The organism is Kribbella sp. NPDC050124 (assembly GCF_044460355.1).
Classification (GTDB): domain Bacteria; phylum Actinomycetota; class Actinomycetes; order Propionibacteriales; family Kribbellaceae; genus Kribbella.
The window spans coordinates 233,193-248,567 of sequence record NZ_JBITJU010000003.1; the positions used below are offsets into that span (position 1 = coordinate 233,193).

At 69.3% G+C, this 15,375-nt stretch carries 13 protein-coding genes; 5 read left to right on the forward strand and 8 right to left on the reverse strand.

What is annotated here, in order from left to right:
• Positions 1-3: 3 nt before the first annotated feature.
• From ACIBL3_RS10845 to ACIBL3_RS10855, 3 genes are read right to left on the reverse strand one after another with little or no spacing between them, the layout of a single operon-like run.
• Complete coding sequence (locus tag ACIBL3_RS10845) at positions 4-540, reverse strand: isochorismatase family protein (protein ID WP_396353080.1); 537 nt, start codon at positions 538-540, stop codon at positions 4-6.
• Entirely contained in the window at positions 537-2,183 is a 1,647-nt protein-coding gene (locus ACIBL3_RS10850; RefSeq protein WP_396353081.1) for a family 43 glycosylhydrolase, read from the reverse strand. The genes ACIBL3_RS10845 and ACIBL3_RS10850 overlap by 4 nt, the downstream gene beginning before the upstream one ends.
• On the reverse strand, positions 2,180-5,350 hold the full coding sequence (locus tag ACIBL3_RS10855; protein ID WP_396353082.1) for a DUF2961 domain-containing protein: 3,171 nt from the start codon (positions 5,348-5,350) through the stop codon (positions 2,180-2,182). The genes ACIBL3_RS10850 and ACIBL3_RS10855 overlap by 4 nt, the downstream gene beginning before the upstream one ends.
• 181 nt (positions 5,351-5,531) lie before the next feature.
• Between ACIBL3_RS10855 and gndA the strand changes: the two genes are divergently transcribed.
• The 5 genes from gndA to ACIBL3_RS10880 all read left to right on the forward strand — a co-directional run bounded on the left by gndA (position 5,532) and on the right by ACIBL3_RS10880 (position 9,943).
• Positions 5,532-6,971, forward strand: a complete 1,440-nt coding sequence (gene gndA / locus ACIBL3_RS10860; protein ID WP_396353083.1) for an NADP-dependent phosphogluconate dehydrogenase — start codon at positions 5,532-5,534, stop codon at positions 6,969-6,971.
• Between the two features lie 109 nt (positions 6,972-7,080).
• Complete coding sequence (locus tag ACIBL3_RS10865) at positions 7,081-7,503, forward strand: DUF6319 family protein (RefSeq protein WP_396353084.1); 423 nt, start codon at positions 7,081-7,083, stop codon at positions 7,501-7,503.
• Between the two features lie 394 nt (positions 7,504-7,897).
• Positions 7,898-8,434, forward strand: coding sequence for a DUF6817 domain-containing protein (locus ACIBL3_RS10870; protein ID WP_396353085.1), 537 nt, complete (start codon positions 7,898-7,900; stop codon positions 8,432-8,434).
• A gap of 73 nt (positions 8,435-8,507) precedes the next feature.
• Entirely contained in the window at positions 8,508-8,915 is a 408-nt protein-coding gene (locus tag ACIBL3_RS10875) for a hypothetical protein (protein ID WP_396353086.1), read from the forward strand.
• A gap of 236 nt (positions 8,916-9,151) precedes the next feature.
• Complete coding sequence (locus ACIBL3_RS10880; RefSeq protein ID WP_396353087.1) at positions 9,152-9,943, forward strand: hypothetical protein; 792 nt, start codon at positions 9,152-9,154, stop codon at positions 9,941-9,943.
• A gap of 68 nt (positions 9,944-10,011) precedes the next feature.
• On the opposite strand, the gene ACIBL3_RS10885 is transcribed toward ACIBL3_RS10880, so the two are convergent.
• Genes ACIBL3_RS10885 through ACIBL3_RS10905 form a run of 5 tightly spaced genes read right to left on the reverse strand, consistent with a single transcriptional unit; the run spans position 10,012 to position 15,365 of the window.
• Complete coding sequence (locus tag ACIBL3_RS10885; RefSeq protein ID WP_396353088.1) at positions 10,012-10,731, reverse strand: PIG-L deacetylase family protein; 720 nt, start codon at positions 10,729-10,731, stop codon at positions 10,012-10,014.
• 9 nt (positions 10,732-10,740) lie between these two features.
• Positions 10,741-12,039 carry a D-arabinono-1,4-lactone oxidase gene (locus ACIBL3_RS10890; protein ID WP_396353089.1) on the reverse strand — a complete coding sequence of 433 codons (1,299 nt, stop codon included), beginning with the start codon at positions 12,037-12,039 and terminating at the stop codon, positions 10,741-10,743.
• A complete protein-coding gene (locus ACIBL3_RS10895; RefSeq protein ID WP_396353090.1) occupies positions 12,036-13,190 on the reverse strand; it encodes an amino acid deaminase/aldolase in 1,155 nt (384 codons plus the stop codon). The genes ACIBL3_RS10890 and ACIBL3_RS10895 overlap by 4 nt, the downstream gene beginning before the upstream one ends.
• 46 nt (positions 13,191-13,236) lie before the next feature.
• Positions 13,237-14,013, reverse strand: a complete 777-nt coding sequence (locus ACIBL3_RS10900) for a hypothetical protein (RefSeq protein ID WP_396353091.1) — start codon at positions 14,011-14,013, stop codon at positions 13,237-13,239.
• Positions 14,010-15,365 (reverse strand): M15 family metallopeptidase, encoded by a 1,356-nt coding sequence (locus ACIBL3_RS10905; protein WP_396353092.1) that lies wholly within the window; start codon positions 15,363-15,365, stop codon positions 14,010-14,012. Before ACIBL3_RS10905 ends, ACIBL3_RS10900 begins: the two co-directional genes overlap by 4 nt.
• Positions 15,366-15,375: the final 10 nt, after the last annotated feature.

Here is a 15,375-nt window from a genome sequence, read left to right on the forward strand (position 1 = left end):
AACTCAGGCGTTGGGGCCGAGGGCGGCGACGTACTCCGTGCCGGAGCAGGTGGTGCCGAGCCGCGGGAAGATCATCGACACCGCGAGCTCATGGGCCCGGCCGTCCAGCCCGGTCATCGCGTCCGTGATGTAGACGGTGTCGTAGCCCAGGTCGTCCGCGGCGCGCCCGGTGGACTCGACGCCGAAGTTGGTCGCGATGCCGGCCAGCGCGACCGTCTCGATCCCGCGGGTCTGCAGTTCGTGGTCCAACACGGTCCGCCCGAACGCACCGAGCGTCCGCTTCACGATCTCCAGGTCCCCCGGCGCCGGCTCCGCACCGGGCGCGAACCCACTGCCCTCCGGCTGCACCTCGACCCCGGGCCGTTCCACCCGGACGTTCACGACCAGCCCACCCACGGACCGCGTCGCTTTCGCCAGCGCCACGCATCGCTCGAGCACCTCCGGACCGCTCAGTGGCGCCGTCTCCAGTGCCACGATCCGCGGCATGAGATCGATCAGCACCAGTGCAGTACTGCGGGGGTCCAGGCCGAGTGTGGTCACCCACCGAGACTAGCGGCCAGGGTTTCAGCGAAGGTGACGTCCCGCTCGGTGCCGGAGAACCCGAGCCGCCAGCGACCACCGTCGTACGAGCCAGGTGGGAGCGGCCGTCCGCCCGGTTGCCAGAGCGGTTGCCAGGCGACCGAGCCGTTCGGCGGGTCGTACCAGTGGTTGTCCTCGGACCAGGCCGAGCCGGGCCGGTACGCCGTCACGACACTGAGCCCGTCGCCCGTCGCCATCGACCACCGCGGCAACCCGGCCACATCACCAGACCGCCCGAAGCCGCCCGGATCGCCTTGGTCGGACAGCGCCGAGTCGACGTTCAGGGCAACCTCCCAGACCGAGGCATTCGTGTCGCCGTGCACAGTCCAGTCGAGCCGGGTGTCGAAGGTGGTCGCGCCGAAGTCGAACGACCAGTCCGCCGTGACCGGCTCGTCCCCGAAGGCGATGCCGTGCAGCGTCAGCGACGTACGGCCGACGTCGACCCGGGCCGCCGGGCCACTGAGATCGGTGGCTCCGAAGTTCCCGACCGCCAGGTACGGCGCAGTCGACCGGCCGGTCGAGTCCAGGACCGGACGGTAGTCACGACGGCCGGCCGGATCCACCTGCAGACCGGTCAGCGCCGCGCGTGGACTCGTCTCGATCGTCGCCCGGTAGTGCGCCGTACTGACGACGCGGCCCGTCGTCACCTGGACTTTGGCGAAGTCGAGAGGTGCGATGAACAGACCGCCCTTGCCCCAGCCTGCTCCGGTGACATACCAGTCCGCGCCGTCCTGGACGACCTCGGCTGCGTGCGCCGGGATGGTCCCGGCCAGTTGGTCGACCGTGAAGTGCAGCGGGTCCTTGCTTTTGTACACCTTGGTGACCTCGTACCCGCCGTCGCAGCAGACGAACAGGTACCAGTCGGTACCGCGCTGGACGACGTACGGCGACTCGGTCGGGCCACCGAACGTGCCGGTCGCCGGATGCTGGAACGCCGTCCGGCGCTCGCTCCAGTGCCTCAGGTCGGTGCTGGTGCGGTAGGCAACGATGTGGTTGCCGCCGGCCGGCGTAGAGTTGGCCGTGTAGTACATCACCCACTGGTCGCCGACCTTGCGCACCATCGGGTCCCGGCCGTCGAACCCGTCGGTGAACAGCGGGTTGGCCGCGTCCCGGGTCCAGTGCACGAGATCGGTCGACGTCGCCAGGTGCATCCGGTACGCCGTGTGGTCCGGCGTACCGGCGGCGTAGAACATGTAGTACGTCCCGGCCTCGTACAGCACGTACGGCGCCCAGATGTGGCTCTCGCCCGCCGCCGGATCGGCGACCAGCGCCGGCGGCTGCTTCGTCCACGGACCGTTGGGAGTCGGCGCGGTCGCGTGCCCGAAGCTCTTCTCGTCGAGCGGGTTCGCCGGCTCCGCGTGCGTGATCGCGAACACGTGCCAGACACCGGTCTCACGGTTCTGCACCAGGGTGTGGTCGTTGTAGTACCAGGGTCCGGTCTCGCCGACACTCGGGTCGTAGACCTTGGTAAAGGTGCCGGCCGCAACCACCTTGTCGACTTCGACGTACGGCGTGATGCGCACCCGCTCGGGAGACGCCACGGCCTGCAGCGGCGTCATGAGGACAGCAAGGCCGACCAATGCGGCGATCAGCTTGCGGATCATGAGTTGAGCACCAGATCGAGGAAGTCGAGACCCACCAGATAGCCGGTCGCGGCCGGGTTCTTGCCGGTCAGCGTGATGGTGAGCTGGTGGCTGCCTGCGGTGAGTTGCGCGGTCCCCAGATCAACCTGCTGCGTGGTCACTCCGGCCGCCACATAGCCGTCGAACGTGACCTTAGCTCCGGCCACCTCCACGTCCGCGATGCCGTAGTCCGCTGCCTTGGTGAGGACCGTCGAGAGGTTGTAGGAGCCCGTGGTCGGGACGGTGAACCCGAGGACGACCTTGTCGCCGGCCTTGGTTCCGTGGATCCAGGCCTGGGTGCCGTTCGACCAGCTCACCCCGCAGCAGTTGCCCTGCGGATCCACCGGCACGGTCGACGAGACCGGCGGCAGCATCGACTCTCCCTCGACCCGCAACGTGTTGCCGGTCGTCGCCTTGGCAGCTGCGGACTTCGGCCCGACGTTCCCGGCGAGATCGACCGCCGCGATCCGGTACGACCAGCTCTCGTGCAGCCCGAGGTTGCGGTGCAGGAACCCGGGCAGTGGGCTCGTGCCGATCAGCTTCTCGGAGCCGCCGGCCTTCGCGCCGTAGACGTTGTACCGCGCGATGCCGCTCTCGTCGGCGGCGTCGGACCAGCGCACGTCGATCGCGTTGTCCGTCCGCCCGGCGGCTGTCACCGAGGCAACCGCGCCGGGGGCACGCTTGTCGTCGTACGGGAGGACGAGGGACTGGACGACGTAAGACGATGCCGTCCAGGTCGGCCCGGTCGGGCGGAGCTCGATGTCGAGCTTGCTACGACCGAGGGTGAGTGCCGAAGGCAACTGGTAGTTGTCGTCCAGCCAGCGCTGACGGTCATTGCCGAGCGGCTGCAACCAGGTGCCGGCGTCCTTGCCGTTGACGATCACCTTGGCGGACTGGCCGGACACGTTCTGATCGCCGGTCCGGCGCAGCGTCACGCCGCGGTTGGCGGGGTCGATCTTGACGCTGAACTTGATCGGCTGCGTGGTCTTTCGGACCTGGTCGGTCAGGACGATGTCGTCGTGCTCGCCCTCGTAGACCGACGTCAGGTCATCGGTTTGCGCTCCGGTGTCGACGTACGCGTGCTGCTGCCGGCTCTGGGCGGAGCCGGTGTCGATCCGGTCGGACTCGCGCGCGCCGAACTCCGCGGCGGCGTAGAGGAAGGCCGTCGAGCCGTAGATGGCCGGGTGGTCGTCCTGCTGGCCGTGCTCGATGCTGAAGTCGAGCTGGTTCTGGAAGCCGATCGAGTCGGTGATGTGCAACCGCCAGGCGCCGTCGCACTCGTAGGTGCAGAACCCGGCCTTGACCTCGTGCGCGGAGTTGCCGTGGAACGGGGTCGAGTAGGTGCCGGCGTTGAAGTACCAGCCGGACTCGTAGTAGTCCTCGGTCCCGGTGCCGTGGATCGCCGGCGTCCGCTCGCCGTCGACGTACACCCGCTCGTCGCCCTCGAGGTAGCCACGCGTGTTGCCGTCGGCAAGCAAGCCCTCCATCGTCTGGGAGACGCCGACGAACTTCCCGCGCCCGCTGACGTCCGCGAACGTCCAGTCGCTGCCCTGCGTCGTCTCACCACGGTGCGAGATCGCGGTCAAGTAGCCGGTCTTCCCGGACAGCAGGTCGGCCGCCTTGCGTGCGTCGCGCACCGAGGTCGTCTCGGCCTGACCGGTCAGCGGGTACGTCGACTTGTTGACCAGAGTCACCGTGGCACGGGCGGCGTACGGCATCGGCCACCAGGACGAGTACCAGCCGTCGGGGTCCATGGCGAAGAACAGCGAGCGGACCGGGTTCTCGCCGAGACCGGAGCCGAAGAACTCGCCGATCGGGGCGTCGACGCGCTTCTTGCCGTCGATCGTGACCTGCACGCGCACACCGGCCAGCAGCGAGTCGGACGGCTTCACGCGGGCGGCGTCCTCCTCGGTGGCGGCGTACGCCATCGAGTGCATGCCGCTCCAGTTCTGCTTGGTGATCACGTAGCCGTGCGCTTGCTCCTCGGCCAGGTGGTTCGGGCCGAGGTCGAGCGTGTCGGTGCGCTTCGCCGTACCGCCGACGATCGAGTCGACCCAGTAGGTGAACTCGTTGAAGTCGAGGTCGGACGAGATGAACTCGTTGGTGACGGTGATCTGCGACTTGCCGGCGGTCAGCGCGGCCGGCAGGTCGACGACCTGGTCGTGCCACTGCGCGCCCTCGGCCTTCAACGGCGCCCACTCGCCGGCCTCGACGCCGTCGACCAGCACCTTCGCTCGCTGATTGCCGATCCGCAGGTCCATCCGGCGGATCAGCTTCACGCCGGTGTTGGCCGGATCGATCTTGACCGTGAACTTGCTGCTGCCGGTGAACGCGCGGCCGTCGTCGGAGAACGCCTTCAGGTCGAGCCCGACGAGCTCGGGGAGCTTGAGCCGGAGCGCGCTGAGCTCACCCGCTCCCCGGTCGTCGGCCAGGGTGATCTGCTTGCCGGGGGCAAGGTTCAGCCCGGTGGTCCGGGTCTGGCTGCCGGGTTGGGCCGGCTTGGGGTCCTTCGTGCCGGCCGCGTTCAGCAGCGCGACGACGTCCTCGGCCTTGTCCGCCGGGTCGAAGGTGCGGATGCCGGTCGCGTCGGGGAACTCGCGGTAGCCGACGTGGTAGAAGTACGGGTTGCTCTGGGTGGTGATGCGCATCGAGCGCTGGTACGGCATCGGCACCCGGACGTAGACACCGCCGCTGGTCTCCTTCGCGTTCGCGACCAGCGGGAAGACGAACGGCGCGCCGAGCTTGCCGTCGACGAGGTCCTGTAGGGACGTGTGGATCACCGGCTTGCCGTCGAGCTCGATCGTGATCGTGCCGGTCCTGGTGACGTTGCCGTCGTCGCGGGTGAACCAGATCGTCCCGACCTCGCCGGGGCCTTCGTCCTCGGCGATCACGCAGCCTTCGGCGGTGGTGCGCAGGCAGGAGTACTTGCCGTCGAAGCCGTCGTTGTTGGTGCCGTCGCGGCCGAAGCTGGAGAACTGCTTGGTCCGGATGCCGGTCTGGAGCTCGGGCAGGCGGTCGAGGTTCCGGTACACGTCCCAGCCGACCGGGCCGTTCACGTCTGCTTGCGCGGCTGACGCCGTACTCGGGGTGGTCAGAACAGGGAGGGCGAGCAACGCGCTGAGCGCCAGCGCGGCGACACGACGGAGCATGTGGGCGGCCTTCCGACTTCGTGGGAAATCGATTTCTGAGATGTCTACCATCGCTCATGGGTGCTTGAGAAGACCTCGCGAGCGATTGCCTGGCCGTCCCACGGGTCGGGCCCGCCGGATCGGGCCCTTGCCGCGCGCGACAGACTGGGTCCCGACACCACACTGACCAGCGGGAGATTCGATGAGTTCTGCTCCAGCCCAGATCGCCGTCACCGGCCTCGCGGTGATGGGCCGCAACCTGGCCCGGAACCTGGCGCGCAACGGGTTCCGCGTCGCCGTCCACAACCGCTCGCAGAGCCGGACGGACGCCCTTGTCAAGGAGTTCGGCCACGAGGGCGAGTTCGTCCCCGCCGCCGACCTGCCCGCGCTGGTCGAGTCGCTGGAGCAGCCGCGGAAGATCATCATCATGGTCAAGGCGGGCGAGCCGACCGACGCCGTCATCGACGAGCTGGTGCCGCTGCTGGACGAGGGCGACATCGTCGTAGACGCCGGCAACGCGCACTTCGCCGACACCCGGCGCCGGGAGACCGCGCTCCGCGAGAAGGGCCTGCACTTCGTCGGCAGCGGCGTGTCCGGCGGCGAGGAGGGCGCGCTGAACGGCCCGAGCATCATGCCCGGCGGCTCCCCGGAGTCGTACGCCGCGCTCGAGCCGATGCTGACCAAGATCTCCGCCCACGTGAACGGCGAGCCGTGCTGCGTGCACGTCGGTCCGGACGGCGCCGGGCACTTCGTCAAGATGCTGCACAACGGCATCGAGTACGCCGACATGCAGCTGATCGCGGAGGCGTACGACCTGCTCCGGCACATCCTCGGCCTCGCGCCGGCCGAGCTGGCCGACGTGTTCCGGGAGTGGAACACCGGCGACCTGGAGTCGTTCCTGATCGAGATCACCGCCGAGGTGCTCAGCCAGGTCGACCCGACCACGGGCGGCCCGTTCGTGGACGTCGTCCTGGACCAGGCGGAGCAGAAGGGCACCGGCCGGTGGACCGTGCAGTCTGCGCTCGACCTGGGCATCCCGGTGAGCGGCATGGCCGAGGCCGTGTTCGCCCGGTCCCTGTCGGGTGACGTCGTACGGCGCTCCGCTGCCGCCGGTGTGCTGCCGGGGCCGGCCGAGACGAAGGCGGACGTGGACCGGGACGCGTTCATCGAGGACGTGCGGCACGCGCTGTACGCGTCGAAGCTGGTCGCCTACGCGCAGGGGTTCGACGCGATCCGGGCGGCGAGCGAGCAGTACGGGTGGGACATCGACCTGGGCGCGATGGCGACGATCTGGCGGGGCGGCTGCATCATCCGGGCGCGCTTCCTGGACCGCATCAAGGAGGCGTACGACCGGAACGCCGACCTGCCGTCGCTGCTCGTCGACGACTACTTCAAGGACGCCGTCTCGAGCGGGCAGGAGGCGTGGCGCCGGGTGGTCGCGACTGCGGCGACCGTCGGCGTGCCGGCACCTGGGTTCTCGGCCGCGCTGTCGTACTACGACGGCCTGCGGGCGGAGCGGCTTCCGGCTGCGCTGATCCAGGGGTTGCGTGACCTGTTCGGCGCGCACACCTACCGGCGGACGGACCGCGAGGGCACCTTCCACCTCGAGTGGTCGGGCGACCGGTCGGAGTCGCAGGCCTGAGTTTTCACGGTGTGGCGGATTGGCGCTGGGCTTCGAACATATGTTCTAATAGACGCTCAGCGCCAGCCCGCTCACGGCGGGCGATGTTCAGAAGGAGATCGCCGCAACGATGACTGTAGACACTCTGGCAGTAGAAGCGCCGTCTGACGTCGCCGACACCCCCGACACCGCTACCCCGGCGGCCGACCCCGCGCCGGCTCCGGAGGCCGTCGTGGCCGAGGAGAAGCCGAAGAAGGCTCCGGCGAAGAAGACGGCCGCCAAGAAGACCAAGACCCTCGAGCTGACGCTGACCGTCACCGGCACGGCGGACGGCGAGTGGCACGCCGAGCTCAAGCAGGGCAGCACCTACCTGGCCCGCAACCTGGCCGTCGCCGCCGCCGCGGTCTCCCGCGCCGCCAAGGAGCTCCACGAGGACCTCTCCACCCCGATCGACGAGGTCATCGAAGCCGCCCGCGAACAGCAGGCCGCCAAGGTAGCCGCCCTCGAAGCCGAGCTGGAAGCCGCTCGCAAGGCCCTCGCCGACCTCGACTGACCTCCCCGGCAGGCAGGTCGCCTGCCTACACCCCGGCCGGCCGCAGCCGACGCCCGGCCGTCACCACACGCCTGCCTCCGCCCGAGGCACGGCCGGCACCACGGGTCTGCCTCGGCCTGGGGCGCGGCCTGTTCCAGAACTGCTGACGTTTGGTGCTTTCCACCCGGCACTGCGAGCTTCCGTGCGCACCTCCCGCACGAGGGTGGAAAGCACCAAACGTCAGCTACCCGCACCATCAGGCAACGCACGCGGCAGCGGCACCCACCGCCGTACCACCCCGGAAATGTGACGAAGCCGCCGCGCCGGATCCCTGGGCGAGGCGGTGAGTGAAGCCTTACCGTGATTGCCTGGGCCGTCCCTGCGGGGCCCTGGCCACTCCGGATGAAGGGGTCAGATGAGCGCTTTTCAGGACATGGGATCGCTGCTGATGGTGCGCGGCGCCGACGAGCTCGAACACGCGGGCGGCAGCCTGTACGTCCACCTGCACCGCGTCGCCAAGCGCCTCACCACCCTCGGTGCGTCCGACACCCTGGTGCTGGCCGGCCTCGCGCACGCGGCGTACGGAACCGATGGGTTTCCCACCCACCTGTTCGACTGGCAGCAGGAGCGTTCCGTCCTGGAAGCCGTCATCGGCCCCGAGGCCGAGCTGATCGTCTACCGCTACGGCTCCTGCGAACGCGAGACCACCTGGCGCGACCTGGCCGAGCACCACACGGTCACCGACCGCTTCACCGGCACCTCTGAGGAGCTGTCCGGCGCCGAGCTGCGCGACTTCATCGACCTCACCATCGTCAACGAGCTCGACGTCCTCGACCACGCCCCCGCTCTGGAGCCCAAACTCCGGCCGTTCCTCCAGGACCAGGTCCCCCGCTGGCAGTCCCTCGCCTCCCCCGCCGTACTCGCCGAGGCCTACCGGATCCTTCAACTCTGAACCGTCGGGGCAGGGCAGGTAGCTGCCAACCACGATCCTGGAAAACCGGGTCCGCGCGACGGATGATCGAGGCATGGCCCGGTATGAAGTGGTTGCGCGCGCGAAGACCGACCGACGACTGTCCGACACCGACTACCTCGAACTCGCGCTGAAGTCGCACGCGCTCGACAAGGGCATGCGCTTCCAGCGGGTCGAAGACCTGCCCGACGGCACGATCGCCGTCGTCCTGCAGCACAAACTCTCGCCCCGCAAACACGACGCCGCCTGCACCATGGCAAACCGCAGCCTCGCCCAACTCGGAATCCCAGCCAGCCAGGTCCAGCAGATCGACCTCCACCGCCTCTCCCGCAAAGGCCGCGTCCTAGTCCGCTCCTGGCACACCCCTCCACCCCCGGGCGACCCGTCCGGCGACCGCGAACCCCGCCGCCCATCCCCCAACCCACCCCACCTCACCATCTCCCTCGACCTCCCCGACCGCTGACCCCAGCGAGTTGTCAATCCAGGTCGAAATCTGAGGCCTACACCGACCCCAAACGACAACTCGATCCCAAACGGCCGCGGGCTGTGGATAAGGCGCGACGGGGAGCGAGGGGGTTGGGGCATTGTGGTGGGGTGGGAGATCGCGATCGAGGGCTGTTCACCGGGGCGGAGGGGCGCGCCGCGGGGATCTCTCGGGGTGTGTTGCGGAGTCGGCGGTATCGGCGGGTACTCGGGTCGGTGTACGTCGCAGCCGACGTACCGCTGAGCCTTCACCTGCGCGTCGAGGCCGCGCTCTTGCTCGCGCCCGACGGCGTCCTGAGTCACCACACTGCCCTGGCACTGTGGGGTGCGTCGGGGCCGGCCGACGAGCGAGTGCATGTCAGCGTTCGTCACGACCCGACGCGGTCCGCGCCCCGTGTTCGCGGCTTGGTGGCGCACCAGGTTCGGCAGCTCGATCGCCGGACCGTCAACGGATTGCCCGTGACGTCGCCAGAGCGCACGTTCCTGGATCTCGCCGGCGGCAGCGATCTCACCTCGCTCGTCATCGCGGGCGACTCGCTGGTACGTCGTACGGCGGCAACTCCTGAGTCGCTGGCGGCATCGGCCGAGGCGACAGCTGGTGCGCGTGGAATCCGGCGCGCCCGGCAGGCCGCAAGACTCGTCCGCGGCGGAGTCGACTCTCCGATGGAGACTCACCTTCGGCTGCTACTCGTACTCGCCGGGCTCCCCGAGCCCACCGTCGGGCACGTCGTCCGCGACTCCGACGGCGGCTGGCTAGCGATGCCCGACCTGGCCTACCCGGAGTTCAAGATCGCCATCGAGTACGACGGTCGCCACCACCTCGACGATGTCGCGCAATGGCAACGCGACATCCGTCGGCGGGAGAACCTCGAACGCGCCGGCTGGCTGGTGCGGGTCGTCACCGCCCGGGACCTCCTGTCAGCTCCCGCCACCGTCGTCGCCCGGATCACCACCGACCTTCGCGCCCGCCACCACCCCGCGGCGCGGCGTGACCTCAGAGCGGGCTAGCCACCCAGTTGTCAACGTTGGCGCGAAAGCACGACGATTCGCGACCCGAATCGACAACTCGACGGGAGCTAGGGGGTGAAGACCTCGAAGGGGGCGGCGTATTTGGTGTTGAGGCGGGTGCCGGTGGTGCGGGAGATGCCTTCCAGGAACTCGGTGGGGTCGAAGTCGTAGCCTAGGCCTTCGATGTAGGCCTTGTGGGCGCGGAGCGACTCGACGCCTAGGTCGAAGGTTTCGGTGGTGTCGACGGCGTGGCGGCCGTTGGGCGAGCCGGAGGCCCAGACCTGGCGTACGCCGTTCCAGCGTTCGCCCGCGTCCGGGAAGATCCAGCGGTTGGCCGCGTCCCGGACCGCGTCGAGCGTGGCGCGGCCGGTGTTGATGTGGTCGGCCTGGTTCAGCAGGACGTCGCCGTCCCAGGTGTCGCGGAAGTTGTTGGTGATCACGATCTCCGGCCGGTGCCGCCGGATCACCGAAGTGATCACGCGGCGGAGCGCGACGCCGTACTCGATCGTGCCGTCGGGCTGGCCGAGGAACTCGACCGCCGACACTCCGACGATCCGCGCCGACTCGATCTGCTCGGCCTCGCGCAGCGGACCGCACTCGTCCGGGGCGACGCCGTCGATCCCCGCCTCACCCGACGTCAGCAGGCAGTACACGACCTCCTTGCCCTGCCTGGTCCACCGCGCGACCGCGGCCGCCGACCCGAACTCCAGGTCGTCCGGGTGCGCGACGATCGCCAGCGCCTTCTGCCAGTCCTCGGCTACTGCGTCCAGTTTCTCCACACCGGTCATGTCCGCAGGCTAGCCGAAGACCTGCCGCGTGTAAGGGTTCGAAAAGGCACCGTTGGGGTCCAACCGGTCCCGTACGGCGAGGAAGTCGTCGAACCGTGGATAGCGAGGACGCAGCTCGTCCGCGGTCAGGGTGTGCAGCTTGCCCCAGTGCGGGCGACCGTCGTAGTCGGCCACGATCCGCTCGAACGCGCGGAAGTAGTCGGTGTGGTCGAGCCGGTGGTACTGGTGGATGGCGATGTACGCGGTGTCGCGGCCGTACGCGGTCGACAGCCAGATGTCGTCCGCCGCGGCCACCCGGACCTCGATCGGGAACGGGAGATGCGATCCGGACGCGTCGATCCAGGCCCGGAGCCGGCGGATCACCTCGACCACGTGTTCCCGCGGTACGGCGTACTCGGACTCACGGAACACCACGTTGCGGACGGAGCAGAACACCTTGTACGACGCGTCGACGTACTCGCGGGCCGTCAGTGCGCGGCACGCCACCTGATTGATCCGTGGCACCAGCCCGGGCCGGCGGGTCGCGAGCCGGTTGGTCAGCTCGAAGACCTTGTTGGACAGCAGTTCGTCGTCGACCCAGCCGCGGATCCGGCCGACCGGGGAGGCGCCGACGCCGGCCGCGACCCGGTTGTTCCGCTTGGTCACCGCGACATCGGTGTGCGGGAACCAGTTGAACTCGAAGTGATCGTTGCCGTCGGCAAATTCGTCGAAACCGTCCAGCACCTCCGGCAGCGGCAGCGGCATCTCCTGCGCTCGCAGCAGGAAGGCCGGCACGCACTGCAGGGTGAGCGACGTGATCACGCCGAGCGCGCCGACCGAGATCCGGGCCGCGGCGAAGACGTCCGCGTTCTCGTCCGCGGAGCAGTGCAGCACCGAGCCGTCCGCGGTGACCAGCTCGAGCTCGACGATCTGGGTCGCGAGGCCGCCGAGCCCGGCGCCGGTGCCGTGCGTTCCGGTCGAGATCGCGCCGGAGATGGTCTGCTTGTCGATGTCACCGAGGTTGGCCATCGCCAGGTCGAAGGCGGCCAGCCCGGCGTTGAGCTTGCGCAAGCCGGTGCCGGCGCCGACCGTGACAAGACCTGACTTCTTGTCGGCGCTGGTGATCGAGGACAGCCCGTCGAGCCGGATCATCACCTGCTCGGGCACGGAGCACCCGGTGAACGAGTGACCGGCGCCGACCGCCTTCAGCTTCTTGCCCTGCTCGGCGGCGGTCTTCACCGCGGCCGCGAGCTCGTCGGCCGACGCCGGGCGAAGCAGTTCCACCCCGGTCGCCGACTCGGTGCCGGACCAGTTCCGCCAGGTGCTCATCCGAAGTTCTTCCCCTCGCCCCGGTACGTCGCCAGCGCGGTCAGCTCGTCACCGTCGATCGCGTGCACGACATCGAACCGCTCCAGCATCTCGCCCGCCTTGGCGTAGCGCATCCACACCCGGTCCCCCAACCGCAGCGTGTCGGCGGAAGCCCCCTGGACCGGAGTCTGCACTTCGCCCGCGCCTTCCGTGCCGAGCAACTTCAGCCCGCCCGGCCAGGTCGGCAACGGCAGCCGCGACTTCTTCGCCGGACCGGACGCCACGTAGCCGCCGCCGAAGAGCGTGGCGATCCGCGGCGCCGGTCGCCGTACGACGTCCAGCGCGAAGAAGACCGCGGGCGACGGCTGGAAGACGTCGTACTTGTCGAAGAGGGTCGGGCCGTAGAGACCGGAGCCGGCGGTGACTTCGGTGACGACCGGATCGGCGCTGCTGACCTCGATGCTGCCGGTGCCGCCGCTGTTCACGAGCCGCAGCGGGGCGAACTGCTTGAGGGCATCGACGACGGCGCCGCGGCGGTCGGCCAACTCGGCGGCCGAGCGGCGCTTGACCCAGCGGACGGCCGGCGACGTGTCCGGGAGACCGGCGATCTGCGCCTCGTAGAACATCACTCCGACCAATTCGAAGGCGTCGTCGGCGACCACCTTGCGGGCGAGTTCGGCGACCTCCGCCGGCGTCCGAAGCGGGGAACGACGTACGCCGAGATGCTGACCGAGAACGCGCAGCGACGCGTCCACGTCGAGGCAGACCTGGATCCGGGCACCACCGGCGGTGACGGACTTGATGAACCCCAAGTGCTCAGGTGAGTCGATCATCAGCGTGATCCGCGCCGCCGCCTCGGGGTCCTCGGCCAGCGAGCGCAATGCGGTCCGATGGGTCGTCGGATAGCCGAGCAGGATGTCGTCGACACCCTTGCCTGCCAGCCAAAGCGCCTCGGGCAGCGAGTAGCTCATCACGCCGTGGAACCCGGGCCGCTCCAGCGCCGCCGCGATCAGCGCGCGGCAGCGGACCGACTTCGACGCGATCCGGATCGGGGTCCCCGCGGCGCGGCGGACCAGGTCGTCCGCGTTCCGCCGGAACGCGGCCAGGTCGACCACCGCGTACGGCGCGTCCAGGTCCGCGGTGTGGCGGGCATACCGGTCGAAGTCACCCATACCGGGAGTGTAAGTCAAGGAATACTGAAAGGTAATAAAACTTCTGTCACGGGACGTCGATCACGTCTTGCAGCGCCTGCACGACTCCATGCGCCCAGTCGGCCTGCTTGTCAGGGTCTGCGGATGCAGCGGCGAGCAAAGCGACCGTGGAGCCCTGCACCACGGACACGTCGACGTATTGCTCCGCCTCGTCGCCCCCGTAGCGCCGTACTGCGGCTGCTGCACTGTTCTCCGACCACAGTTGCTTCACGCTGAGGTCGCCGCCCTCGCCGCAGGCTGCCATGCGTGCCTGGTAGCCGGTGCGGTACGCCGCCGCCTTGTCTGCGGCCGCGAAGCGCAGGAGGAGGGCTGTGCCCGGCTTGCCGTCTCCAGACCGGTAGGCGCCTTGCAGCGCGTACTGCGGCACGGGCAGCGAGCCGGTCGGGAGCTGACCGGCGCACCCGACCGGCAACGCCTCATAAGCAGCCTGGTGCGGCTCACGGCGGCGAGTCCACGTGTCGTTGCCCAGGAAGCCGACCTCCGCTCCACCGGGGTCGACGTACGTCTTCCAGCCCGCACCAAGCTTGTCGGGCGTCGGCAGATTGCGTGCAGTGAGCGGTCCGGCGGTAGCCGGCGGCGGAGCGGTCGCCTCCTCCGGCACCTGAGGCGGTACGGCGGCATCCGTCGGCTTGACCGTGCTCAGCGTGTTGGTGGGAACGGGCACGGTCCCACCGACCGTCTCGGGGATGGACGGGGTGGCGGTGGGAGCAGCCTGCGGAGTCTCCTCGGCGCTGCACCCCACCAGCAGCGCCGACAGGATCACCGCCGCACTGACAGCTCTCACTTCGGCTGGAAGTGCTGGTAGTCGGGCTTGCTCCAGTAGGCGCCCCAGAAGTAGCCCTGGTTGATCAGCGCCTTGGTCGCGGTACTGCTGGCGAAGAGCATGCCGGGGCGGACGATCGAGCGGTTGCGGTAGGCGAGGCCGTTCGACGGGTACCAGACGCCGTTGGCGGCCAGGTACGGGTTCTCGACGGTGTTGATGTCGATCGCCCAGCCGTACGAGTGCGGCGACAGCGCGTACGGGTTGCCGGTGACCCGGCGGCAGTTGAAGACCGACGTGTTGTCCGCCTCCATCGACTTGATGTCGCTGCCGCCGAACCGGTCCACCCGGCGCATCTGCCGGATCGGGAACTTGGCCGCGAACGTCGAGGTCCAGACCGTGATCATCTTCGAGACGGCGGCGTCCCGGACGATCAGCTCACCGCGGTGCACCGTGCCGTCGAAACCCCAGTAGTTGAGCTGGATCAGCCGCAGCGACGAGGGCGCGACCGGACAGCCCGAGCGGTACGTGTACGGCACCATCGAGGCCGAGACGGCGTACACCTTGGGGTTCAGGGCGGCCTTCACGACGACCGTGGCCAGGCCGGAGTACTCCATCTGCGGCTGCGTCACCCACCGCGTGACCACGCGGACGGTCCGGGTCGCCGGCACGTTGTCCGGCACCCGCAGGCGGAAGCCGCCCTTGGAGTCCATCGTGCCGATCGCGAGCAGCCGCCACTTGCCGCTGCCGAGGTAGTCCTGCAGCGCAAGCTCCTTGCCCGGCTCAGCCGGCGTCATCCGGCCGGTGACCGAGGCGCCGGTCAGCGTCGCGTACCACGGCGCCGGGGTGTTCAGGACGATCTTGCGGTCCTGGATGTTCGAGGACTGGTACGGCGAGATCGCGAGCGCGGTCTCGGCCTTGACGCCGATCATGGTCCGGAACGCCCAGGTCCCCGGCGTGGCCGAGACGTAGCTGAACCTGTAGACGCCGCCGGTCGTGGTCCGGGTCGAGGCACGCAGCACCCAGGCGCCGGGGACCCGCTGCCACAGGGTGATGTACGACCCGGTGATCGGCTGGCTGATCTTGCCGGTGAAGACCGTCGGCCGGTCCTCCCAGGACGCGGCCGGCGGGTCCAGCGTGATCTCCCACTCCGCGGCAGCCGCCGTCCGCGTCGGGGTGGGAGTCGGCGTTGGCGTTGGCGTCGGCGTGGCCGTGGGGGTCGGCGTTGGAGTGGGAGTCGGCGTCGGCTCCTCCACGGTCGCCGATGGAGGCGTTACCGATGGAGTCGGCTCGTCCGCCGCCGCGGCACCGGGCGCCTGCAGCCCTACCGCGAGCAGCACTGCCGCCATCCCCACCCCGAAGACCCGCCACGTCATGTGATTGCCC

What these genes read in the sequence shown, in the direction of transcription:
- gndA (WP_396353083.1), top strand. Translation starts at nt 5,532, where the DNA reads ATGAGTTCTGCTCCAGCCCAGATCGCCGTCACCGGCCTCGCGGTGATG.
- ACIBL3_RS10850 (WP_396353081.1), bottom strand. Translation starts at nt 2,183, where the DNA reads ATGATCCGCAAGCTGATCGCCGCATTGGTCGGCCTTGCTGTCCTCATG.
- ACIBL3_RS10890 (WP_396353089.1), bottom strand. Translation starts at nt 12,039, where the DNA reads ATGAGCACCTGGCGGAACTGGTCCGGCACCGAGTCGGCGACCGGGGTG.
- ACIBL3_RS10885 (WP_396353088.1), bottom strand. Translation starts at nt 10,731, where the DNA reads ATGACCGGTGTGGAGAAACTGGACGCAGTAGCCGAGGACTGGCAGAAG.
- ACIBL3_RS10905 (WP_396353092.1), bottom strand. Translation starts at nt 15,365, where the DNA reads ATGACGTGGCGGGTCTTCGGGGTGGGGATGGCGGCAGTGCTGCTCGCG.
- ACIBL3_RS10855 (WP_396353082.1), bottom strand. Translation starts at nt 5,350, where the DNA reads ATGCTCCGTCGTGTCGCCGCGCTGGCGCTCAGCGCGTTGCTCGCCCTC.
- ACIBL3_RS10870 (WP_396353085.1), top strand. Translation starts at nt 7,898, where the DNA reads ATGAGCGCTTTTCAGGACATGGGATCGCTGCTGATGGTGCGCGGCGCC.
- ACIBL3_RS10865 (WP_396353084.1), top strand. Translation starts at nt 7,081, where the DNA reads ATGACTGTAGACACTCTGGCAGTAGAAGCGCCGTCTGACGTCGCCGAC.
- ACIBL3_RS10895 (WP_396353090.1), bottom strand. Translation starts at nt 13,190, where the DNA reads ATGGGTGACTTCGACCGGTATGCCCGCCACACCGCGGACCTGGACGCG.
- ACIBL3_RS10875 (WP_396353086.1), top strand. Translation starts at nt 8,508, where the DNA reads ATGGCCCGGTATGAAGTGGTTGCGCGCGCGAAGACCGACCGACGACTG.